Here is a 21,889-nt window from a genome sequence, read left to right on the forward strand (position 1 = left end):
TATTCGGGGGCTCCTGTATTCGGGTGCTCCTGTACTCGGGGGCTCCGGGCTATCGCAGGAGGTGGAGGTCCTCTCCCCAGGCGTCCAGCTCCGAGCCGTGACCTGCCGCACGCGCGAGCGGTTCCAGGTCGAGGAAGAGCCGGCGGGCGGCCTGCGGGCTGGCGTGCGACAGGACCGCTTCGAGAAGTGGCAGCAGCTCGTCGTGGCTCCACGGAAGGGGGCCGAGAGGATGGTGCCGCAGTTCCCAGCCCAGGTACTTGTTATAGGGGCGGACCCGGCGATGGAGGGCGAACACACAGGTGAGCAAATAAGGAATGCTCTCCGCGGCGTCCAGGCGGGCCTCGGTCGCGCGTCCGTCCCGGTGGTTCTTCAGCCAGCGGTAGGCGGCGTTGACGAAGGCGCCGAGGGAGGCGGCGGCCGTCTGGTGGGCCTCCTCGGGTGACAGGCTTCCCTTGACGGACACCAGTTCCCCGATGAGACCGTCCGCCCGGTCTTTGAGTACGCGGGCATGGGTGAAGGAGTACCTGTTCCACTCCCATCCGGAGCCTGGCATGGCATGCGTGCGAAACTCCTCCAGGGACATGACCACGACGTCCAACCGGGAATCACGGCGCTCTTGGGTGGCCGCGCCGCCATCAGCGGTGATCAGATAGACGTCATAGTCGGACCGATGCGTGGCCATGCCCTGCCGCGCCTGCGACCCACTGAGTACGGCCCCGGCGACGGCGGGATCGGCACTGACCCGGGCGAGCAGGGCGGCGAATTCTTCTCCCGCCGAGGGGTTGGTCACTGTGGGATTCCAGCACCTCCCCCCTCCGCGCGACAAGCCGGTTCTCAGTCTTCCGCCCCTTGAGGAATCGCACGTTCCGCAAAAGACTCATCCACCGCAGCGCCGCCTGGAGGTCCCCGGCTCACGAGACCGTCGATGAACGGTAAAGATCCAAGGTGTAGGGAGCTCCCTACTGCTGCCGGCGGGGTGTCCGCGACAGGCTTGGACCATGACAACACCGATCCTCGACCATGCGGACAGTGTTTGGGGCGGGTCGGTGACGCCGCAGGAGGTGCCGCTGCGGGACCTGCGCTCGAGGGGGGTGCAGGAGGTGGCCGATCGCGTGGTCATGTGGCCCGCGTTCGGCAACGTCTACGGCATCCGGGGCGATGGCGGCCTGGCTCTGTTCGACACCGGCAACAACGTGGACGCGCGGAACATGCACGCGGCCATGAGGGCCTGGTCGGATGAGCCAGTCCGCTACGCCGTCTTCTCCCACGGGCACTTCGACCACGTCGCGGGCATGGATCCCTTCGACGCGGAGGACGGTCCCCGCCCGAGCGTCATCGCGCACGAGAACGTCGCCGCCCGGTTCACCCGGTACGCCAGGACGGCCGGCCACAACACGGTGATCAACCAGCGGCAGTTCGGCTTCACCCAGATGACCTGGCCGACGGCCTACCGGCAGCCCGACCTGACCTACCGCGACGAGATACGGGTCTCGCTCGGCGACGTCACGTTCGAGATGCACCACGCGCGCGGGGAGACCGACGACGCCACCTGGGCGTTCCTGCCGGAGCGCGGGGTGCTGCTGACCGGCGACCTGTTCATCTGGGTCACCCCGAACGCGGGCAACCCGCAGAAGGTGCAGCGGTACCCCGACGAGTGGGCGGTCGCGCTGCGGAAGATGGCCGCCCTGGACGCGGAGGTGCTGCTGCCCGGCCACGGCCTGCCCATCGCCGGGGCGGGCAGGGTACGGCAGGCGCTGACCGACACGGCGGACTACCTGGACAGTCTGGTCGAGCAGACGCTGGAGATGATGAACGCCGGCGCCCGCCTCGACGAGATCATCCACACCGTGAAACCGCCCGAGGCGCTGGCGGACCGTCCCTACCTTCAGCCGCACTACGACGAGCCGGAGTTCGTCGTGCGCAACATCTGGCGGCTGTACGGCGGCTGGCACGACGGGAACCCCGCGCACCTCAAGCCGGCGCCCGACGAGGTGCTGGCCTCGGCCCTAGCCGAGCTCGCCGGGGGCGCCCCGGTGCTCGCCGCGCGCGCCGCCACCGCGGCGGCGGACGGGGACCTGCGGCTGGCGTGCCAGCTGGCCGAGCTGGCGATGCAGGCCGACCCGGGCGACCACAAGGTGCACGAGGTCCGGGCCCGCGTCTACGCGCTGCGCGTGCGGCAGGAGACCTCGACCATGTCGCGCGGGGTGTACACCTGGGCCGCCGCCGAGTCGCGGAGCGTGACCACCCAGAAGGACCTGCTCGACGTGTACCACGAGATCGCGAGCGGTCAGATGTGGTGGGTGCCCCGGGCTCAGAGCAAGGAGGAGTAGCCGTCGAGCATCGGCAGCACGGTGTCGGCGGAGGCGGCCGGGAGGCTGCACACGACCTCCTCGATGCCGAGCCCGGCGTAGTAGTCGAGCTTCCCCTGGCTCGGCACGGTCCCGAACGGGATCACCCTGACCGTCGCAGGGTCCCTTCCGGCCTTCTCGTACGCCTCGCGAAGGGCCGGGAGCGCGTCCTTCACGCCCTTGCCGCCTATCGGTATCCAGCCGTCGGCGTACTCCGCGACGTGCGCGAACATCTTCGGGCCCGCCGCGCCCCCGATGTAGACCGGTGGCCCGCCGACCGGCTTCGGCCACGACCAGGACGGCTCGAAGCGCACGTGCCGTCCCTCGAAGCCGGCGACCTCCCGGCTCCACAGCTCCTTCATGGCCAGTACGTGCTCACGGGCGACGTCACGGCGCGAGCCGTACGACACGCCGTGGTCCTCCATCTCCTCGACGTTCCAGCCGAAACCGACACCGAGGACGAAGCGCCCACCCGACAGGTGGTCGAGGGTGGCGACGGCCTTTGCCGTGACGAGGGGATCGCGCTGCGCCGCGAGCATGATGCCCGTGCCGACGGTGAGGCGCTCGGTCACGGCCGCCGCGTACGCGAGGGCCACCAGCGGGTCGAGGGTCCGCTTGTACTCCTCGGGCAGCACGTCCTGCCCGGAGGCGGGCGGGGTCCTGCGGGAGATGGGGATGTGGGTGTGCTCGGGCACGTACAGCGAGGAGAAACCCCGCTCCTCGGCCGCTCGTGCCAACTCGGCGACGGGCATGGCCTGATCGGTGGTGAACATCGTGACGCCCAGCCGCATGACGCCGTCCTCTCCCTCAAGAACCCTGTGACGAACCCCGCGTGGTTAAACAAGCGATTGCTCGGTTAGCATTCCTAGGGTAGCTTGCCTGGCGGGAAGTCCTCATAGGAAGGGCGCTCAAATGGCATTCGCCGATGTCGACGGCGTGCGGCTGTTCTATACGGATGATACGGATGATACGGATGACACGAGCGACCCGGGTGACACCGATCGCGCGAGTCACGGCTCGGTGCTGCTGCTCGTCCACGGATGGGGGTCGGACTCCCATGAATGGTCACATCACATCCCGAAGCTCCGTGAGCGGCACCGCGTCATCGCCGTCGACCTCCGAGGCCATGGATACTCCTCCTCCCGCGACACCGGCAACACCCCGCGCCGGATGGCCGCCGACCTCGCCGAGTTGCTCACCGGGCTCGGCACGGGCCCGGTCGTGGCCGTCGGCCACTCCATGGGCGGCCAGGTGGTCTCCCATCTGGCCGTCGAGCATCCCGAGGCGGTGCGCGCGCTGGTGACGGTCGATCCCGGGTACGGCTTCGCCGAACCGCTCGCCTCGGGCTTCCCCGCCATGGTGGCGGCCCTGCGCGACGGGGACACCGGCGCCGTGGCCGTCGAGATCGACCGGTGGTCGTACACGCCCGCCACTCCCCCGCTCATCAGGGAGTGGCACCGCAGGCGCACGCTCGCCACTCCGCCCCACGTGCTCGTGGAGGCGTTCGAGGCGATGTTCGCGGTGCCCGGCGCGATCGGGGTGCGGCCCGGCTCCGACGGCTACCTGGCACGCAGGGACCGCCCGGTGCTGAGCTTCTGGTTCGACCCCCGTCAGGCCGCCTGGGAGTCGGGCCTGTTCAAGGACCCCCGCTCGCGGACCGTGGTCTGGGAGGGCAGCGGCCACCGGCTGCACGAGGAACGCCCGGCGGAGTTCCTCCTCGTCGTCAACAACTGGCTGAAGGCGCTCGCCGGCGCTCGCGCATGAGGAGACGTTTGCCGTGAAATTTTCCATAATGCTCAACCCGCAGATCCCCGGCTCCGGGTACAGCCAGGAGGAGAACGCCCGGGCCAGGCGCCCGATCGGCCGGGACACCGAGTCGTACCAGAAGCTGCTGCACGAGGTCCGCGAGATCGCCGTCCACGCCGACCAGATCGGCTTCGACGCCCTCATGATGACCGAGCACCACTTCCATTCGGAGGGCTTCGAGTTCTCGGTCAACCCGCTGATGGTCCTCACCGACCTCGCGGCGCGCACCGAGCGCATCCTGCTGGCGCCCCTCGGCCTCGTGCTGCCCGCCTGGGACCCCATCCGGGCCGCGGAGGACGTCGCGCTGCTCGACCAGTTCTGCAAGGGACGCCTCCGGCTCGGCGTGGCGCGCGGTTACCAGAACCGGTGGATGAACGTCCTCGGCCAGCGCTGGCACGCCTCGGCGGCCCGGTCGGACGGCTCGGCGTCGGACAACCGCAACTTCGACGTGTTCGGCGAGATCCTGCACATCATGAAGCTGGCGTGGACGCAGGAGACCCTGCGCTACAAGAGCGAGACGCTCGACTACGAGGTGCCCTCGCCCTACGACGGCATCGAGGGCTGGCCCGCGCTGGAGTGGACCAAGACCTTCGGCGCCCCCGGCGAGGTGTCCGAGGACGGCAAGCTCCAGGCGGTCTCGGTGAGCCCCCGGCCGTACCAGGACCCCTATCCCGAGCTGTGGCAGCCGTTCACGATCAGCGACCGGTCGGTGATCAGGGCCGCGCAGGAGAACATCCTGCCGTGGATGTTCACCCCGAACCCCGACGAGCACGCCGCCAAGGCCAAGCTCTACCAGGAGGAATCGGCCAAGTGCGGGCGCGACTACAAGCTGGGCGAGCACACCGGCATCCTGAAGGTCGTCGGCATGGCCGACACCCGTGCGGAGGCCATCGCCACGTACGGCCCGATGCAGAAGGACTTCGCCGCCTTCTTCGGGCCCTTCGGCTACCTGGAGGTCCTGCGCAAGCAGGAGGACGACCGGCACAAGCCCATCTCCCCGGAGAAGGGCGACTACAAGCGCATGAACGAGGTCGAACTGGCCCTGCTCGGCACACCCGACGACGTCAAGCGCGGCATCCAGCGCATGCTCGACCGCATGCCCGACCTGGAGTGGTTCGGCCTGTTCATGCAGGGCCAGCAGGGGGTGCTCCCGCTCGACACGGTCAAGCGCAACCTGGAGATGTTCGCGACCAAGGTCATCCCCGAGTTCACCGGCTGAGAACGGGACCGCATGCGCTTCTGGCTGGGTGCGTCGTTCACCGACACCGACCAGTTCATCGAGCTGGCCAAGGCGTCCGAACGGTGCGGCATCGACACCCTCACCCTTTCCGACCACATCTTCTTCGCCGACTACCGCTCGCCCTACCCCTACTCGCGAAGCGGCGCGCCGCGCTGGAACGCCGCGACGCACTGGCCCGACGTCTGGGTCACCATCGGGGCGATGGCCGCCGTCACCGAGCGCCTGCGCTTCGCCCCCAACGTCTACATCGCGCCCGCCCGCGACCTGTTCACCGTCGCCAAGCAGGTCTCCACCGCCGCCGTGCTCTCCCGCGACCGGGTCTCGTTCGGCGTGGGGGTCGGCTGGTGCGAGGACGAGTTCCTGCAGACCGGGCAGGACTTCCACACCCGTGGCAGGCGGCTGGACGAGATGATCCCGGTCCTGCGCGAGCTCTGGACCGGCGGCACCGTGGAGCACCACGGCGCGCACTACGACTTCGGCCCGCTGTCGATCGCGCCGGTGCCCTCGCGCCCGGTGCCGTTCCTGGTCGGCGGTGACAGCGAGGCCGCGCTGCGCCGGGCGGCCCGCGCCGGGGACGGCTGGATCGGCAACCGCGTGTACTCCGAGGCCGAGCTGGACGTCGTGCTCGCCCATCTCCGCACGTATCTGAAGGAGTACGGCAGGCCGGAGGACGACCTGGAGATCATCGCGGCGCTCGGCGTCATGCCCGACCCGGAGACCTACCGCAGGATCGCCGGGAAGGGCGTCACCGGCACCCTGGCCGCCCCGTGGTGGCTCGCCACCCCCGAGGAGAAGGCCGAGCACGGCGAGGGCACCCTCGACCTCAAGATCGCGACCATGGAGCGATTCGCGGAGGAGATCATCGCGCGGATGTGACCCTGCGGACGAGCCGGTCGAGCAGGGCCTCCAGCTCGGCGGCCGGATCGGCGGTCAGTCCCGCGTGGACGGGCCCCGTCTGGACGATCGTGCTGCGAGGCGCGGTGAGCCAGCGGAACCGGCTGCCGAGCGGCTCCCCGCGCAGCGGTCCCGCGTCCTCCGAGCACGCCCGCTCGTACGCGGCCAGCGCCCGCCGCAGCCCCCCGAGGTCCACGCTGTCGTCCAGGGCGCGCAGCCGGGCCTCGTCCAAATCCGTACGGGCGCACAGGTAGCCGCACGGCTGGGAGTAGACGATCACACCGGCGTTGATCAGCTCGCCTCTGACCACGCACGGCACGACGCGGATCACCGCGTACTCGTAGACGTACAGCTCGCTCATCGCGCCACCGCCGGGAGCCAGGCACGCGGGCCGTGGGCGCGGGCCAGCAGATGGTCGACGTACGCCCGGCGCACGGCCGCCGCGTCCTCGAAGCCCGGCTCGCCGTCGAGCCACTCGCCGGGGACGAGGTCCACGACCGTACGGAGCAGGTCCTCGGTGATCCGGCCGGGAAGCTCGGCGTCGGCCTCCTCGATGCGCGTCGCGAACGGCGCCAGCACGTGATCGCGGGCGTCGAAGGGGCGCTGCGGGTCGGCCGTGCGCCAGTTGTGGTGGAACCACAGGGCGGCGCCGTGGTCGATCAGCCAGGTGTCGCCGTGCCAGACCAGCAGGTTCGGGTTGCGCCAGCTGCGGTCCACGTTGTGGATGAGCGCGTCGAACCAGAGCACCCGCGAGGCGAAGGCGGCGTCGGGGGTCCAGGCGAGCGGGTCGAAGCCGAGCGCGCCGGGGAGGAAGTCGACCCCGAGGTTGTGCCCCTCGCTGGCGTTGAGGAGGTCCTGGATCTCCTGATCGGGCTCCCTTGCCCCGATCTGCGGGTCCAGATCGACGATCCTCAGGTCGGGGGTGCGCAGGTCGAGCCCGCGCGCCAGCTCGGCACAGATGATCTCGGCGACGAGCACCCGCCGCCCCTGCCCCGCACCACGAAATTTCACGACATAGGTACCAAGGTCATCTGCTTCGACGACGCCCGGCAGCGACCCGCCCTCCCGGAGCGGGGTCACATAGCGCGTCGCGGTCACCTGTTCGAGCACTCGCCCAGGGTACCGACGCCCAGGAGCGCGAGATCAGCACAGGATCAGAACAGCACGGACATGAACGTGTCGACCTCTTTGAAGCCCACCCTGCGGTACGCCGCCCGCGCCGGGACGTTGAAGTCGTTGACGTACAGCGTCACCGTCGGCGCGAAATGCCGCAGGGTCTGGTCGACGACCGCGGCCATGCCCGCCACGGCGTGGCCACGCCCGCGCCGGTCCGGATGCACCCACACGCCCTGGATCTGGCAGACCTGGGGGGTCACCGCCCCGACCTCCGCCTTGAAGACGACCTGGCCGTCCTCGATGCGGGCGAACGAGCGGCCGATGCGGATCAACTCGGCGACCCGCGACCGGTAGAGCGCGCCGCCGTCCCCGAGATCCGGGGAGACGCCGACCTCCTCGGTGAACATCGCCACGCATGCGGGGAGCAGCGTGGCGAATTCATCCGGGCGTACCTGACGTACGAGTGGATCGGGGGGGACGGGCGACCGCGAGGAGGTGGACATGACCGGCTGGGCCCAGCGGATGGCCCGTGCCGGTCCCCAGTAGGGCTCCAGCCGCTCCCAGATCTTCTCGACGGCGTCGGCCGGGCCGACGATCGACGAGCAGCGGCGGCCCTGCCTGCGGGCACGGTCCGCGAAGGCCTGCACGGCCTCGGGCCCGGCGTTGACCGGGACCAGGTTGGCCCCGGCGTAGCACAGTGAGGTCAGCCCGCCGCGCGGGCCGAATCCCCACATCTGTCCGCCGAGCCGGGCCGGGCTCAGCCCGACGGACCGGACCCGGGAGGCGACGAAGACGTTGGCGACGGGGTCCGCGTCGAGTATCGAGAGCACCTCTTCGCGGTCCTGATCGTCGAGCACGCGCGACGCCGATGTTCGCAGCATCACGGGCTTAGCCTACGCGACCGCCCCGATTTTGGAACGAACCGACCCTACTGGCCGAGAATCACCTTCGTCAGCCTAAGGTGGCCGGGCCCCGCCGACATCGGGACGATCGGCCGGGGCTCGGGCCCGGTCGGGCAGGTGGCGTCGGGCTGGTGCCCGGGAGCCTGCGCCGCACCGCCGGGAACGCTTCCGTCCCGCAGGTACGCGGCGAGGTAGCGATCGACGCAGGTGTTGCCCCCCAGGGACACCCCGTGGTTGCCCCCGGCCTCGACGACCAGCCGCGAGCTCGGGAACCGGCCGCGCACGCGCAGCGCTCCGGGGTACGGCGTGGCCGCGTCCTGCCTCGACTGGATGAGCAGGACCGAGGGCAGGTGGGCGACGCCGCCCACGCGGACCGGCGTCCCGCCCTTCTCCGGCCAGAAGGCGCAGGGAGCGTTGTACCAGGCGTTCGACCAGGCCATGAACGGCGCCTTGGCGTTCACCTTGAGCGTGTCGGACCACCAGCGCGACCAGTCGCGCGGCCACTCGGCGTCGCGGCACTGGACCGCGAGGTAGACCGCGTAGTTGTTCTCCGCGGCCGCGTCGTGGTCGACGTGCTGGTTGTACGCGGCCACCAGGCCCTCGGGCTTCCCCTTCTTGACGTAGCCGGCGAACGCGCCGGCGAACTGCGGCCAGACGGCGTTGGTGTACCCGCCCACGGTGAAGATGTCGTCCAGCTCGCTCGGCCCGACGAGCCCGCCCGCCGGTCGCGCGCCGAGGTGCGCGCGCATGGCGTACCACGCCGCCGAGACCTCGGTCGCGGTGCGGCCGAGGTGGTAGACGTCGTTGTGCCGGGACACCCAGTCGAGGAAGTCACGGTGCCGCCGGTCGAAGGCGTAGTCCTGGGCGATGTTGGAGTCGTACCAGACACCCTCGGGGTCCACCACGCTGTCCAGCACCAGCCGCCTCACCCGGTTCGGGAACAGCGTCGCGTAGACGGCGCCGAGGTAGGTCCCGTACGAGTAGCCGAGGTAGCTGAGCTTCTGCTGCCCGAGCGCCTGCCTGATCATGTCCATGTCGCGGGCGGAGTTCTCGGTGGTGAGGTGCGGGAGCAGCCACGACCAGCGGCTGCCGCACGCCTCGGCGTACTGCTTGGCCCGCGAGAGCAGCGCGGACTCCGCCGCGTCGTTGCTCGGCACCTGGTCGACGCGGGGAGCCGCGAAGTGCTCCTTGGGGTCGGCGCAGGTCAGCGCCGGCTCACTGCTCCCCACGCCCCGCGGGTCGAACCCGATCACGTCGTAGCGAGCCGAGACGTCCTTGGGCAGCGCGGCGGCGACGTACCGCGACAGGCCCACGCCCGACGCCCCAGGCCCGCCGGGGTTCACCAGGAGCACGTGCCCATGAGAGGCCGACCCCTTGATGCGGTTGAGCGCCAGCCCGATGGTCGGCCCACCCGGCTTCGCGTAGTCGAGGGGCACCCTCACGGACGCGCACTCGACCTCCACCACCGATCTCGGCCCCTGGCAGGGCCCCCAGGCCACGCCGGCACGTGGAGCCGCCGACGCCCCACTGGTCCCTCCTGTCAGCCCGGTGACCAGCACCGTCATAATCGCCGCTACGCCGAAGACCCGCTTCACACGTCACTCCCTCTGCTCTTGTGGCAGAGGGTGATGCTTCCGGATCAGAGCGTACGGCCACCGGTGACCCGGCCCAATGTTTACCGATCCGTAGTCGGCCGATTGCGGAACGTGGGACCGGGAGATCCGTCGCAGGGATCATGATGATCAGCGCTTCAGGACGGGTTCACCCGGGCTCTCGTTCGGGCAGGCGCTGGATCGCGACCATGGCGGCGTCGTCGCCGAGCCGCCCGCCGACGTAGGCGAGAAGGTCGTCGCGCACGTGCTCGACCAGCGTCTCCGGGCCGTCCCCCGGCCACGCCGTCACCCGCTCGGCCAGCGGGTAGAAGACGCCGGCGTCGCCGCGGGCCTCGATGACGCCGTCGGTGTACAGCAGCAGGGTGTCACCGGCCCTGAAGTCGAACGTCTGGACGTGGTAACCGGGTTGGGAGAGCTCCCCGAGGCCCAGCGGGGGCGCGGGCTGGGCGACCTGAAGGGTCATGACCTGACGGTCGCGCAGCAGCAGAGGCGGGGGGTGCCCGCAGTCGATCACCTCGACCACCTGCCGGTCGTCCGGGATGTCCAGCACCGCCGCCGTGATGAAGTTCTCGCAGGCGTCCGCGAACTCCTCCGCGTGCTCCTCGAGATCCGCCCGCACGCTCTCGTCCAGGTGGAGCACGACGTCGGGCAGGGTCGCGTGGCGGCGGGCGGCCTCCCGGAACGCGCCGAGGAGCAGGGCGGCGTCCGACACCGAGGGAAGGCCCTTGCCCCTCACGTCCCCGATGACGACGCGGGCCCCCGTCGGTGTACGGGCGGCGGCGTACAGGTCGCCGCCGATCTGCGCCTCCTCCTCGGCCGCCAGGTACACCGAGGCGAGCCGGAGCGGCCCGAGACCCGCGGGCAGGGGCCGCAGCAGGGCCCGCTGCGCGGCCTCCGAGACCGAGCGCACCCGGATCAGCTCCTCCTGGTGCCGGTCGCGCACGAAGGAGAAGATCACAAGGAACGCCGAGACCACGACCAGGGCCGCCAACTGCGTCTGCATGGGCCGCGTGGCCAGCATCTCATTGCGCAGGCCGAGCAGCACCTCGTCCGCGATGGTGACGACGCTCACCAGGCCGGTGAGCCAGGGACCCGCGAACGAGGCCGTGATCGCGGGAGCCGTGACCAGAAGAGGACTCAGCGTGATCTCTCGCGGGGTGATGACGTCGGCGAGGGTGATCGCCGCGATCAGCGCGAGAGGTATCGCCACCAGCGCGTTACCGGGCCACCGCGACCGGTGAAGATCCGACAGGCTCTGCCGAAATGGCACTCTTCCTGCATACACCCACACGTCCCCGCCCAGGAAGAGCACTCCCTCCCCTGCCGGGCGAGACGCTCCTCGCAGCATCCGGCCCGGGGACCGGCGGAGTCAGCGGACGAAGACCTCCGGGCCGGGAGCGTCCTCGTCGTCGTCGAGGTCGACGTCCACGCCCATCTCCTCGGCCAGGCGCAGGGCCTCCTCGATGAGGGTCTCCACGATCCGGGACTCAGGGACGGTCTTGACGACCTCGCCCTTGACGAAGATCTGGCCCTTGCCGTTGCCGGAGGCGACGCCCAGGTCGGCCTCGCGGGCCTCACCGGGGCCGTTCACGACGCAGCCCATCACGGCGACCCGCAGGGGCACCTTGAGGCCGTCGAGCCCCGCGTGCACCTGCTCGGCCAGGGTGTACACGTCGACCTGGGCCCGCCCGCACGACGGGCAGGACACGATCTCCAGCCCGCGCTTGCGGAGGTTGAGGGACTCCAGGATGCCGATGCCGACCTTGACCTCCTCGACCGGAGGCGCGGACAGCGAGACGCGGATCGTGTCTCCGATGCCCTCGGCCAGCAGGGCCCCGAACGCCACCGCCGACTTGATCGTGCCCTGGAACGCCGGGCCGGCCTCGGTGACGCCGAGGTGAAGAGGGTAGTCGCACTGCGCGGCGAGCTGGCGGTACGCCTGGATCATGACGACCGGGTCGTGGTGCTTCACCGAGATCTTGATGTCGCGGAAGCCGTGCTCCTCGAACAGCGAGCACTCCCACAGCGCCGACTCGACCAGCGCCTCGGGCGTCGCCTTGCCGTACTTGGCCAGAAGGCGGGGGTCCAGGGAGCCGGCGTTCACACCGATGCGGATGGGGGTGCCGGTGTCGGCCGCGGCCCTGGCGATCTCGCCGACCTTGTCGTCGAACTTCTTGATGTTGCCGGGGTTCACGCGGACGGCCGCGCAGCCGGCCTCGATCGCCGCGAAGACGTACTTCGGCTGGAAGTGGATGTCGGCGATCACCGGGATCTGCGACTTGCGGGCGATGGCCGGCAGCGCGTCGGCGTCGTCCTGCGAGGGCACCGCCACCCGGACGATCTGGCAGCCCGACGCCGTCAGCTCCGCGATCTGCTGGAGCGTCGCGTTCACGTCGGAGGTGAGCGTCGTGGTCATCGACTGGACCGAGACGGGCGCGTCCCCGCCCACCGGGACCGAACCGACCATGATCTGCCGCGACATCCGCCGCTCGGCGATCGGCTTGCTCCGTACCGAGGGAATCCCCAGATCAACAGATGTCATATTTTCCAGCACCTTGGTGGTCGGCGACGCGCTAAGACCTACCCAGTTTAGGTACCCCGGCCGACCAGCGAGTTACGGATGTCGAGAAAGCCGCTTACCGGAGCATTGGAAGCTGGTGCCCAACTTGCCCAGCTCACCCGGCCGCCGCCCCTCCGCCCGGCCGTCCCTCCGTCCGCCCGGCCGTCGTACCCGGCCAGGCTACCCGGCCGTCAGCTCCCGGGCCCTGGCACGGGCCCAGGCGTCCGCGTCGAGCACCTCGGCCACCGAACCGGCCGGCGACACGGCGTGCTCCCCGACGACCGCCGCGATCGTGTCCACGATGCCGAGGAACGGCAGCTTCCCCGCCAGGAAGGCCTCCACGCAGACCTCGTTGGCCGCGTTGTAGACGGCCGGAGCCGTGCCGCCCTGGGAGCCGACGTGCCGCGCCAGCGCCACCGCCGGGAACGCCTCCTCGTCGAGGGGCTCGAAGGTCCAGGTGTGGGCGGTGGTCCAGTCGACGGCCTTGGCCGCGCCGGGGACCCGGGACGGCCACCCCAGAGTGAGCGAGATCGGCAGCCGCATGTCGGGCGGGCTGGCCTGCGCGATGGTCGAGCCGTCCACGAACTCCACCATCGAGTGGATGACGGACTGCGGGTGGACGACCACCGTGATCCGCTCGAAGGGGATGTCGAACAGCAGGCTCGCCTCGATGACCTCCAGACCCTTGTTGACCAGCGTCGCCGAGTTGAGCGTGATCACCGTGCCCATGTCCCAGGTGGGATGCTTCAGCGCCTGCTCGGGGGTGACCTCCGTCAGCTCGGCCCGCCTGCGGCCGCGGAAGGGCCCGCCGCTCGCCGTGACGACGAGCCGCCGCACCACCTCCGGGTCGTACCCGGACGGCCCGGCGGCCCACAGGCACTGCGCGAGCGCCGAGTGCTCGGAGTCGACCGGCAGGATCTGGCCCGGACCCGCCAGCCGCTTCACCAGCGGGCCGCCGATGATGAGCGACTCCTTGTTGGCCAGCGCCAGCACCCGCCCGGCCTCCAGCGCGGCGAGGGTCGAGGTGAGGCCGACCGCTCCGGTGATGCCGTTGAGGACGATGTCGCAGGGCCAGGCGGCGGCCTCGGCCACTCCCTCGGGACCCGCGAGGATGCGCGCCGGCCCGATCGCCTCGCGCAGCGCGGGAACGGCGCGCTCGTCGGCGACGGCCACCACCTCGGGGCGGAACCGCTCGACCTGACGGGCGAGCAGGTCGACCTGCCCGCCGCCCGCCACCAGCCCGGCGACGCGGAAGTGCCCAGGGTCGCGCTCGATGACGTCGAGCGCCTGCGTGCCCACCGATCCGGTGGAGCCGAGCACGACGATCGATCGCGGCTCGTCCGGGCCGGGGAGTGACACCGGGCCCACGAGATCGGCGGGACCGGCGGCGCCCGCCAGATCGGCCGGGTCTGCGAGAGGGGTCTGCATGTCCCCATTATCGCGGCGGCACGCTCCCCTCGCCGAGCCTCCGCCAACGTGCCCGCACGCGCCGGCGGTCCGATTTCCGTCACCACAGCGACGGGTGAGAAAGCAGCAGCTGAATGCCCGATTCCCGCCATACCGGTCTCGGTGAATCGCGAGAAATGCGGCATTCGGCCCTACTACCTTCCCGCGTCAGGACATGGCACCCGATCACAGCGGGAGCCGGGCACGAGCAAGCACCCAGCGCGCCGCCCCCACGGGCACGACCCCGGCGCGTGCCCGGCGAGCGCGACAAAGCACGGAGGACCGCATGCATCGCAAGGCACGACGTCTCATCCCGATCCTGGCCATATCACCCCTGGCGGCGGCGGGGATCCTGCTGAACGCCCCCATCGCCGAGGCCGCGAAGCCGTCCGCCCCGCGGCCCGTCGTCCACGACGCCGCCGACAGCAAGACCGAGCAAGGCGTCGTGAAGCGGTTCTGGACCCCCGCGAAGATGGCCGCCGCCAGGCCGCTCGACCTCGTCAGGTCGCGTGGCGGGCGCACGACCACCGCGCCGAGCGGCGGGGCCGGCTCCGTGGCCCCCGGCTCCCACAGCGTGAAGCGCGCCGACACCCCGGCCGCGCCCGTCACGCCCACCACGCCGCCCCCGCCCGTGACCTCGGCCTCGCCCAGCGCCTCGCCCTCCCCGGCCGCGACCCCGTCCGCCTCGCCCACCCCCGTGTCCGTGATGGCCGCACGCTCGACGGGAGCCCCCTGGGCGGGGGGCGGCGCCATCGTGAAGACGGAGGGACGCGTCTTCTTCACCTACCAGGGACGCGGCGCCTCCTGCTCGGGCACCGCCGTCAGCAGCGCCAACAAGAGCGTCGTCCTCACCGCCGGGCACTGCGTGAAGCTCGGCGGCACCTTCCACACCAACTGGGTGTTCGTCCCCGGCTACAGAGACGGGGCCCGCCCGTACGGCACCTGGGTGGCCACCAACCTGCTCACCACGACCCAGTGGAACACCAGCGAGGACATGAACTACGACGTGGCCGCGGCCGTCGTCGCCCCGCTGAACGGCGAGCGCCTCGTCGACGTCGTGGGCGGCCAGGGCATCGCCTTCAACCAGGCGCGCGGCCAGCAGATGTACGCCTTCGGGTACCCGGCCGCGAGCCCGTACGACGGGTCGAAGCTGATCTACTGCGGCGGCAGGGTGTTCGACGACTACCTGATCTCCACCGACCAGGGGCTCAGCTGCGACATGACCGGCGGCTCCAGCGGGGGCGGCTGGTTCACGAGCTTCAACCGGAGCACCGGCCTCGGGACGCTGAACTCGGTGAACAGCTTCAAGTACAACTTCGCGCCGTACTGGATGTTCGGGCCGTACTTCGGTCCGGAGGCCCAGGCCGTCTACACCTCCGCCCAGAACCAGGACGCCACCTGATTTACCGAAAGTATCCGCAAGGGCACGTTCGGTAGTCCAAACTCGGGAGCCATGACCCCGATCCTCCCCCTGATCGCCGCCGTGACGCTGCTCGCCGGGCCGGCGGGCGTCCTGCCCGCCGGCCCGGCGGCACCCAGCGGAGCCGGCCACGCCGTCACGAGGAACGCGACTCCGTCTCCCCTGTCACTCACCTCGCTCGCGTCGTCTCTCGCGTCGACCGGCGTCGTCCAGCACGTGGCCGCCCGCAGCGGGGCCGAGCAGCGCCGGGTGCTCGGCTACTGGACCGCCCGGCGCATGGCGCGGGCGCTGCCCGCCGGGGTGCCGAGCGCCGTCGCGAAGATCGGCGAGCTGGCGTCCGGCGTCCGGCGGCCCTCGGCGGTCCCGGCCTCCTCCGCCTCGGGCGCGAGCGCCCCCGGCGTGAACATCAGCGGCGCGCGATGGGCCGCCGGAGGCGCGGTGAGACGCACCACCGGCCGGGTGTTCCTCACGCTGCGCGGCCTCGACTACGTCTGCTCGGCGAGCTCTGTCAGGAGCCGCAACCTGGACGTCGTCGTCACCGCCGGGCACTGCGCTAAGGACGGCTCGGGCCCCTGGGCCGAGAACTGGACCTTCGTGCCGGCCTACGAGCCGGGGCGGCAGCCGTACGGGGTGTTCACGGCCCGGCGGATGCTCGTCCCCGAGCCCTGGTCAGAGAGCGGCGACGACAGCTACGACGTGGGCATGATCGCGGTCAACCCCTCAGGCGGGCTCCACCTGAACGAGGCGGTCGGCGGCCAGGAGATCGGGTTCGGTGTGCCGCGTGGCGGGCGCGCCTTCGGGTTCGGCTTCCCCGCGGACCCGCCCTACGACGGGAGGCACCTGATCTACTGCGCGGGCGACCTCCACCACGACCCGCACGGCCAGACCCGCGACCAGGGCATGAGGTGCGACCTCACGGCCGGGTCGAGCGGCGGCCCGTGGCTGAGCTCCTTCGACCCCGAGACCGGCCAGGGGGTCGTGACGTCGGTCAGCAGCTTCAAGTACAGCGACGACGACGGCACGATGTACGGCCCCTACTTCGGCGACCAGGCCAGGCGGCTGTTCGACCTCGCCCAGCGCGCGTGACCCGGCCCGGCCGGCCAAGACCACGGCCGGCCGGGACCACGGCCTCCTAAAGGGTCAGGCCGGTGAGGACCATGACCTTCTCGTAGGTGAAGTCCTCCATGGCCGAGCGCAGGCCCTCGCGGCCGATGCCCGACTCCTTGACGCCGCCGTAGGGCATCTGGTCGGCGCGGTACGACGGCACGTCGCCGATGATGACCCCGCCGACCTCCAGTTCCTTGCCGGCGCGGAAGGCGATGCCGAGGTCGCGCGTGAACACGCCGGCCTGCAGTCCGTACTTGGAGTCGTTGACGGCGGCGAACGCCTCGTCCACCGAGGAGACCGGCTGGATGACCAGCACCGGGCCGAACACCTCCTCGCGGATGACCTTGGCGTCGCCGGGCACCTCCGCGAGCACGGTGGGCGCGACGGTGGCGCCGTCCCTGCCGCCTCCGGCGAGCAACCGGGCCCCGCCGGCCACGGCCTCGGCCACCCACCGCTCCACGCGCTCGGCGGCGTCGACCGACACCAGCGGCCCGACCTGCGTCTTGTCGTCGGCCGGGTCGCCGACGACAAGGCTCTCGACGGCGGCGACGAGCTTGGAGGTGAACGCCTCGACGACGGACTCCTCGACGATCACCCGCTGGACGGCGATGCAGCTCTGACCGGCCTGGTAGTTGGAGAACAGCGCGATGCGCGTGGCCGCCCAGTCGAGGTCGGCGTCGGCGAGCACGACCGCGGCGGCGTTGCCGCCGAGCTCCAGGGTGACGTGCTTGCGTGGCACCTGGTCCTTGATGGCGTACCCGACGGGCCCGGAGCCGGTGAACGACACGACCGGCAGACGCGGGTCCTCGACCAGCGCGCCCGCGCGGTCGTTCGGCACCGGCAGCACTGAGAACATGCCCGCGGGGAGGGCCGTCTCGGCGAGGATCTCGCCGAGCAGCAGCGACGAGAGCGGGGTCGCGGGGGCGGGCTTGACGATCACCGGCGCGCCGACCGCGATGGCCGGGGCGACCTTGTGTGCCACCAGGTTGAGCGGGAAGTTGAAGGGCGTGACGGCCAGCACCGGCCCGTAAGGCTGGCGCGACAGGTAGGCGAGGCGACCCTCGGCGGGGGCCTCGGTGTCGAGCCGCTGGACGTCGCCGCTGAAGCGCCTGGTCTCCTCGGCGGCGAAGCGGAAGGTCGCGACCGCGCGGCCGACCTCGCCGCGCGCCCAGAAGATCGGCTTGCCGTTCTCCGCGCTGATCAGCCGGGCGATCTCCTCGGCGCGCTCGGACAGTCGCCGCGAGACGTGGGCCAGCGCCTCCGCGCGCACGTGGATCGGCAGGGCGGCGGCCTCCTTGCGCACCGCGTGCGCGGCCGCCACGGCCTGCTCCACCTGATCGGGGGACGGCACGGAGGCGATGCCGACGACCCGGCCGTCATGGGGGTTGGTCACCGTGAGCTCGGCGTCGCCCGTGGCGGGCGAACCGGAGAGCCAGAAGGGGCGTACGTCCATGTCCCCGACCGTATGCCACCAGGTCGCCGGGGGCGCTACTCCAGTACGGACAAGCGGCGGCCCCGACCGCTACATTCCGCATAAGGAACGTATTTTCCCCTTTCCATAACGGACATGCCGCAATTTCAGGATCTTTTCTGTCGCATGACGGTTTGAAGGACTCCGCACGTGGTTAAGTCACCATGCGGGTCCGCGTGGGATCCTTTGGGGAGAAGGGGCTAGGTAGCTCATGGGTTCGCCGGCGCCGCTTGGCCTCCAAGGGGCGTACGCGTTGGGGAGCCAGACCTCCCAGGACGAACTGCGCGCCCGTCTCATCAACGTGGCGGGAGACCTGCTCCTCACCGACGGTCCCGACAGCCTCACCGTGCGGCGCATCGCCGCCGAGGCGGGCTGCTCGACCACGGTCGTGTACACCACGTTCGGCAACAAGGAAGGTCTGGCCGAGGCGCTGTACCTGGAGGGCTTCGAGCGCTTCCGGCGCAGGCTCGCGGCGGTTCCCCGCCACCCCGACCCCCTGGAGTACCTCACCTCCCTCGGCCCGGCGTACCGCGAGGCCTGCCTGGCCGAGCCCGGCTACTACAGCGTGATGTTCGAGAAGGCGATCCCGGGCTTCGAGCCGAGCGAGCGGGCACGCACGCTGGCGAGGGCCGCGGTCAACGTCCTCGACCGGGCCATCGCCGACTGCATCTCCGCCGGCTACCTGGTGCCCACCCAGCCCCGCAAGATCGCCGACTGCCTGTGGGCGGCGGCCCAGGGCGCCGTCAGCCTCGAACGCGCCGGCCATCTCAGGGACGACGGCGTCTACTTGTCCGTCACCCTGGCCGCCATCAGCCGTTACCTGGTGAGCAAGGACTCCATCCCGGTGAACTTCTAGCGGCCCTGCGGGCCGGTGGCGCCGCTCACCGACAGGGCCATCCACAGCTCGGCACGTGAGGCCGGGTCGTCCAGGTCGCGTCCGAGCAGTTCGCCTACCCGCCGCATGCGGTAGCGAAGGGTGTGCCGGTGGATGCCGAGCCGCTGCGCGGCGGCGTCCCAGTGGCCGTTGCACGCGAGGTACGCCCGCAGTGACTCCACCAGATCGGCGCGCGAGCCGTACTCCCTGAGCGGGGCGAGCAGCGAGGTGGAGAAGGCCGACAGCGCGGCCGGATCGACCAGCGACAGCAGCCCCTGACCGGCGAGGTCGGCGAACCGCATGACCGGAGCGGCCGAGGCGAGGGCACGCTCGGCCTGGTCGAGGCCGGTGGCCAGCTCCGACAGCTCGACCGGCCCGCTCACCCCCGCCCGCCCTGCCCCGGCGGCCATCTCGGCGAGGCGATCGGCCTCCTCCAACGCGGCCAGGACGACCACGCGCGTTCCCCAGGGAGCCGTGAAGCCCGGCAGCGTGTCCTGGAGCGCCTCGGCGTCGCGTGGCTCGCAGGCCAGCACCACGACGGGCCCGGCGGGCAGCTCGCCGCCGACCGCGTCAAGGATCCCCTCGGCGGCCTGCCGGTCCCCGGCCAGCAGCAGGCGCAGCACCGCGGAACGCACCCGCCGCACGGCGGCGAGCTGGTCCCTGCCCTGTTCGAGGGAGAGGGTGAGCAGCGAGTTCGCGGTGTTGACGACCGTGTGCCCGACGGGCGAGAACGGCCGGTCCGACCCGACGGCGAAGAAGCCCCTGATGCGCCGCTGGTCCCCCAGCGGCTGCACGATGACGTGCTCGTACGGCCCGGAAAGCGCGAGGCTGGCGGGCGAGCCTGTGGCCCGGAGCCGGCCGAGCTCCCGCCCGGCCAGGTGGGTGCCCTCGACGGCCCCGGCGCCCGCCGCGTGGATCAGCGTTCCCGTCTCGTCCAGCAGCACGGCCCAGCCGTGGATCTCCCTGGCCAGCCGCTCGACCACCGCTCCCATGCCATCGGCCTGGAGCGCGGCGCGCGTCAGCCGGCCCTGCGCGGCGAAGGCGTTGCTGAGCTCGTCGTACCGCTCGGCGGCGAGCAGTTCGCTGACGGCCTTGCCGATCGCGATGAACGGCGTCTCCCTGGGCACCTCGACCAAGGGAAGCCCGGCGCCGGCCGCGGCCTCGGTGAACTCGGGCGGCACGCTGTCGTGCCCGAGCCCGACGCCGAACCCGAGCCCGGCCACCCCCCGGGCGACGAGCCGGGAGATGTACGGCCGGGCGTCCCGCGCTCCGAGCCGCATCCCGGTGGTCAGCACCAGCTCGTCGCCCTCCAAGAAGGGCGTGGGATCCTCAAGCTCACTGACGGCCACCCAGCGCACCGGCCGGTCCATCGCGCCCTCCCCGGCGCGCACCCGCAGGCGCAGCGGCGCCAGGGCCACCACACGCCGTAAGGTCGGAGCCATTCCAGCCCCCAGAACAGTCGTTACTTGTACATCCTGGACAAGCAGGATGGCCATATTGTGCCATGTCGCCAGGTCGGCACCCGGGCGCGGTGGCCGTAGCGTCGCAGACATGAGCATCGACCGTGACGTACACGAGCAGCCGGGCGCAGCCGGGCACCAGCCCATCACGCGAGGCGGTCCCTCGCTTCCGCAGGAGCGCCGCCTGGTCACCGAGATCCCCGGCCCGAAGTCGCGGGAGATGTTCGCGCGCAAGCGGTCGGCCGTCCCGCCGGGCATCGGCACCACGCTGCCGGTCTTCGTGACCCACGCGGGCGGCGGCGTGGTCGTGGACGCGGACGGCAACTCTCTCATCGACTTCGGCTCCGGCATCGCGGTGACCACCGTGGGCAACGCCGCGCCGCGCGTGGTCGAGCGGGTCCAGCGGCAGGTCGCCGACTTCACCCACACCTGTTTCATGGTCACGCCGTACGAGTCGTACGTCGAGGTCTGCGAGAAGCTCAACCGGCTCACCCCCGGTGGCCACGAGAAGCGCTCGTTTTTGGTCAACTCGGGCGCGGAGGCCGTGGAGAACGCCGTCAAGGTGGCCAGGCACGCGACCGGCCGCCAGGCCGTCGTGGTGTTCGACCACGGCTACCACGGCCGCACGCTGCTGACCATGACCCTGACGGCGAAGAACATGCCGTACAAGCACCGCTTCGGGCCGTACGCCCCCGAGGTGTACCGGATGCCCATGGCGTACCCCTTCCGGTGGCCGACCGGGCCCGAGAACTGCGCCGAGGAGGCCGCGGCGCAGGCCATCGACATGATCAACAAGCAGATCGGCGCGGAGAACGTCGCGGCCATCGTGATCGAGCCGATCCAGGGCGAGGGCGGCTTCATCGAGCCTGCCCGCGGCTTCCTGCCCGCCATGGTGGAGTACGCGAGGGCCAACGGCATCGTCTTCATCGCGGACGAGGTGCAGACCGGTTTCGCCCGTACGGGCCGGCTTTTCGCCTGCGAGGACGAGGGCATCGTGCCCGACATCATCTGCACGGCCAAGGGCATCGCGGGCGGCCTGCCCCTCGCGGCCGTGACCGGCAGGGCCGAACTGCTCGACGCCGTCCACGTCGGCGGCCTCGGCGGCACCTACGGCGGCAACCCGCTGGCCTGCGAGGCCGCGCTGGCCGTGCTCGACACCATCGAGGCCGACAACCTCGTCGAGCGGGCCAGGGAGATCGGGGACCTCATGCTGCCCCGGCTCCGGGCGCTGGCCGAGCGCTTCGACGTCATCGGCGACGTCCGGGGACGCGGCGCGATGATCGCGATCGAGCTGGTCGTGCCCGGCTCCAAGGAGCCGGACGCGGCGCTCACCGGAGAGATCGTCAAGCGGTGCCACGCGGAGGGGCTGGTCGTGCTGACGGCGGGCACCTACGGCAACGTGCTGCGCTTCCTTCCGCCGCTCTCCATCCCCGACAACCTGCTGGAAGAGGGCCTGTCCATCCTGGAGAAGGCCATCTCGTCCGTTTAGGAGCATCACAAAAGGGGCACCCGGCTTGCTGCTGGGTGCCCCTTTTGTTGTTATACGGCGCGCCCGATGCCGGCGATTTAACCCGTCCTTGACATCGGCCTAGTCGATCACAGGCGGTAATGGGGCTATAACGGTTCGGGTAC

At 71.1% G+C, this 21,889-nt stretch carries 19 protein-coding genes; 8 read left to right on the forward strand and 11 right to left on the reverse strand.

Going from position 1 to position 21,889, the window contains the following annotated elements:
* Window positions 1–49: 49 nt before the first annotated feature.
* The gene (locus ACGFIV_RS03455) at window positions 50–790 is read right to left on the reverse strand and encodes a hypothetical protein (RefSeq protein ID WP_392831543.1); all 741 of its coding nucleotides are present in this window, start codon (window positions 788–790) and stop codon (window positions 50–52) included.
* Window positions 791–998: 208 nt separating this feature from the next.
* On the opposite strand from ACGFIV_RS03455, the gene ACGFIV_RS03460 reads away from it, so the two are divergent.
* A complete protein-coding gene (locus ACGFIV_RS03460) occupies window positions 999–2,330 on the forward strand; it encodes an alkyl sulfatase dimerization domain-containing protein (RefSeq protein ID WP_392831546.1) in 1,332 nt (443 codons plus the stop codon).
* On the opposite strand, the gene ACGFIV_RS03465 is transcribed toward ACGFIV_RS03460, so the two are convergent.
* Window positions 2,312–3,139, reverse strand: a complete 828-nt coding sequence (locus ACGFIV_RS03465) for an LLM class F420-dependent oxidoreductase (RefSeq protein ID WP_358549246.1) — start codon at window positions 3,137–3,139, stop codon at window positions 2,312–2,314. The genes ACGFIV_RS03460 and ACGFIV_RS03465 overlap by 19 nt on opposite strands.
* 121 nt (window positions 3,140–3,260) lie before the next feature.
* On the opposite strand from ACGFIV_RS03465, the gene ACGFIV_RS03470 reads away from it, so the two are divergent.
* The 3 genes from ACGFIV_RS03470 to ACGFIV_RS03480 are packed head-to-tail and all read left to right on the forward strand — an operon-like array spanning window position 3,261 to window position 6,270.
* The gene (locus ACGFIV_RS03470; protein ID WP_392831550.1) at window positions 3,261–4,112 is read left to right on the forward strand and encodes an alpha/beta fold hydrolase; all 852 of its coding nucleotides are present in this window, start codon (window positions 3,261–3,263) and stop codon (window positions 4,110–4,112) included.
* Window positions 4,113–4,125: 13 nt separating this feature from the next.
* Window positions 4,126–5,373, forward strand: a complete 1,248-nt coding sequence (locus tag ACGFIV_RS03475; RefSeq protein WP_358549241.1) for an LLM class flavin-dependent oxidoreductase — start codon at window positions 4,126–4,128, stop codon at window positions 5,371–5,373.
* 12 nt (window positions 5,374–5,385) lie between these two features.
* Window positions 5,386–6,270, forward strand: a complete 885-nt coding sequence (locus ACGFIV_RS03480) for a TIGR03619 family F420-dependent LLM class oxidoreductase (protein WP_358549238.1) — start codon at window positions 5,386–5,388, stop codon at window positions 6,268–6,270.
* Here ACGFIV_RS03480 and ACGFIV_RS03485 read toward each other — a convergent pair.
* The 7 genes from ACGFIV_RS03485 to dxr form a co-directional block, all read right to left on the reverse strand.
* Window positions 6,254–6,649, reverse strand: coding sequence for a DUF3037 domain-containing protein (locus ACGFIV_RS03485; protein WP_358549235.1), 396 nt, complete (start codon window positions 6,647–6,649; stop codon window positions 6,254–6,256). The two genes, ACGFIV_RS03480 and ACGFIV_RS03485, sit on opposite strands and share 17 nt — an antisense overlap.
* Window positions 6,646–7,398, reverse strand: a complete 753-nt coding sequence (locus ACGFIV_RS03490; protein WP_358549232.1) for a HipA family kinase — start codon at window positions 7,396–7,398, stop codon at window positions 6,646–6,648. The genes ACGFIV_RS03485 and ACGFIV_RS03490 overlap by 4 nt, the downstream gene beginning before the upstream one ends.
* Before the next feature lie 44 nt (window positions 7,399–7,442).
* Window positions 7,443–8,285 carry a GNAT family N-acetyltransferase gene (locus ACGFIV_RS03495; RefSeq protein WP_392831614.1) on the reverse strand — a complete coding sequence of 281 codons (843 nt, stop codon included), beginning with the start codon at window positions 8,283–8,285 and terminating at the stop codon, window positions 7,443–7,445.
* Between the two features lie 47 nt (window positions 8,286–8,332).
* Window positions 8,333–9,901 carry an alpha/beta hydrolase gene (locus ACGFIV_RS03500; RefSeq protein WP_358549230.1) on the reverse strand — a complete coding sequence of 523 codons (1,569 nt, stop codon included), beginning with the start codon at window positions 9,899–9,901 and terminating at the stop codon, window positions 8,333–8,335.
* 166 nt (window positions 9,902–10,067) lie between these two features.
* Window positions 10,068–11,129: a PP2C family protein-serine/threonine phosphatase gene (locus ACGFIV_RS03505; protein WP_392831560.1), complete on the reverse strand. Its 1,062-nt coding sequence runs from the start codon at window positions 11,127–11,129 to the stop codon at window positions 10,068–10,070.
* Window positions 11,130–11,288: 159 nt separating this feature from the next.
* Window positions 11,289–12,461 carry a flavodoxin-dependent (E)-4-hydroxy-3-methylbut-2-enyl-diphosphate synthase gene (gene ispG / locus ACGFIV_RS03510; protein WP_358549224.1) on the reverse strand — a complete coding sequence of 391 codons (1,173 nt, stop codon included), beginning with the start codon at window positions 12,459–12,461 and terminating at the stop codon, window positions 11,289–11,291.
* 198 nt (window positions 12,462–12,659) lie between these two features.
* Entirely contained in the window at window positions 12,660–13,907 is a 1,248-nt protein-coding gene (gene dxr / locus ACGFIV_RS03515) for a 1-deoxy-D-xylulose-5-phosphate reductoisomerase (RefSeq protein ID WP_358549222.1), read from the reverse strand.
* Between the two features lie 304 nt (window positions 13,908–14,211).
* Between dxr and ACGFIV_RS03520 the strand changes: the two genes are divergently transcribed.
* Window positions 14,212–15,327 carry a trypsin-like peptidase domain-containing protein gene (locus ACGFIV_RS03520; protein ID WP_358549219.1) on the forward strand — a complete coding sequence of 372 codons (1,116 nt, stop codon included), beginning with the start codon at window positions 14,212–14,214 and terminating at the stop codon, window positions 15,325–15,327.
* Between the two features lie 51 nt (window positions 15,328–15,378).
* Window positions 15,379–16,431, forward strand: a complete 1,053-nt coding sequence (locus ACGFIV_RS03525; RefSeq protein WP_392831565.1) for a trypsin-like serine peptidase — start codon at window positions 15,379–15,381, stop codon at window positions 16,429–16,431.
* Window positions 16,432–16,477: 46 nt separating this feature from the next.
* Here the strand turns inward: ACGFIV_RS03525 and ACGFIV_RS03530 are convergent, their stop codons facing one another.
* Window positions 16,478–17,905 (reverse strand): aldehyde dehydrogenase family protein, encoded by a 1,428-nt coding sequence (locus ACGFIV_RS03530; protein WP_358560190.1) that lies wholly within the window; start codon window positions 17,903–17,905, stop codon window positions 16,478–16,480.
* A gap of 271 nt (window positions 17,906–18,176) precedes the next feature.
* On the opposite strand from ACGFIV_RS03530, the gene ACGFIV_RS03535 reads away from it, so the two are divergent.
* Window positions 18,177–18,779: a TetR/AcrR family transcriptional regulator gene (locus tag ACGFIV_RS03535; protein ID WP_358560192.1), complete on the forward strand. Its 603-nt coding sequence runs from the start codon at window positions 18,177–18,179 to the stop codon at window positions 18,777–18,779.
* Here the strand turns inward: ACGFIV_RS03535 and ACGFIV_RS03540 are convergent.
* Window positions 18,776–20,218 carry a PucR family transcriptional regulator gene (locus ACGFIV_RS03540; RefSeq protein ID WP_392831569.1) on the reverse strand — a complete coding sequence of 481 codons (1,443 nt, stop codon included), beginning with the start codon at window positions 20,216–20,218 and terminating at the stop codon, window positions 18,776–18,778. The two genes, ACGFIV_RS03535 and ACGFIV_RS03540, sit on opposite strands and share 4 nt — an antisense overlap.
* A 130-nt stretch (window positions 20,219–20,348) precedes the next feature.
* Here ACGFIV_RS03540 and gabT point away from each other — a divergent pair, with 130 nt between their 5' ends.
* Window positions 20,349–21,746, forward strand: a complete 1,398-nt coding sequence (gene gabT / locus ACGFIV_RS03545) for a 4-aminobutyrate--2-oxoglutarate transaminase (protein ID WP_392831571.1) — start codon at window positions 20,349–20,351, stop codon at window positions 21,744–21,746.
* Window positions 21,747–21,889 lie beyond the last annotated feature (143 nt).

Origin of the sequence: Sphaerisporangium sp. NPDC049003 (assembly GCF_043197795.1) — a bacterium.
Taxonomy (GTDB): domain Bacteria; phylum Actinomycetota; class Actinomycetes; order Streptosporangiales; family Streptosporangiaceae; genus Sphaerisporangium.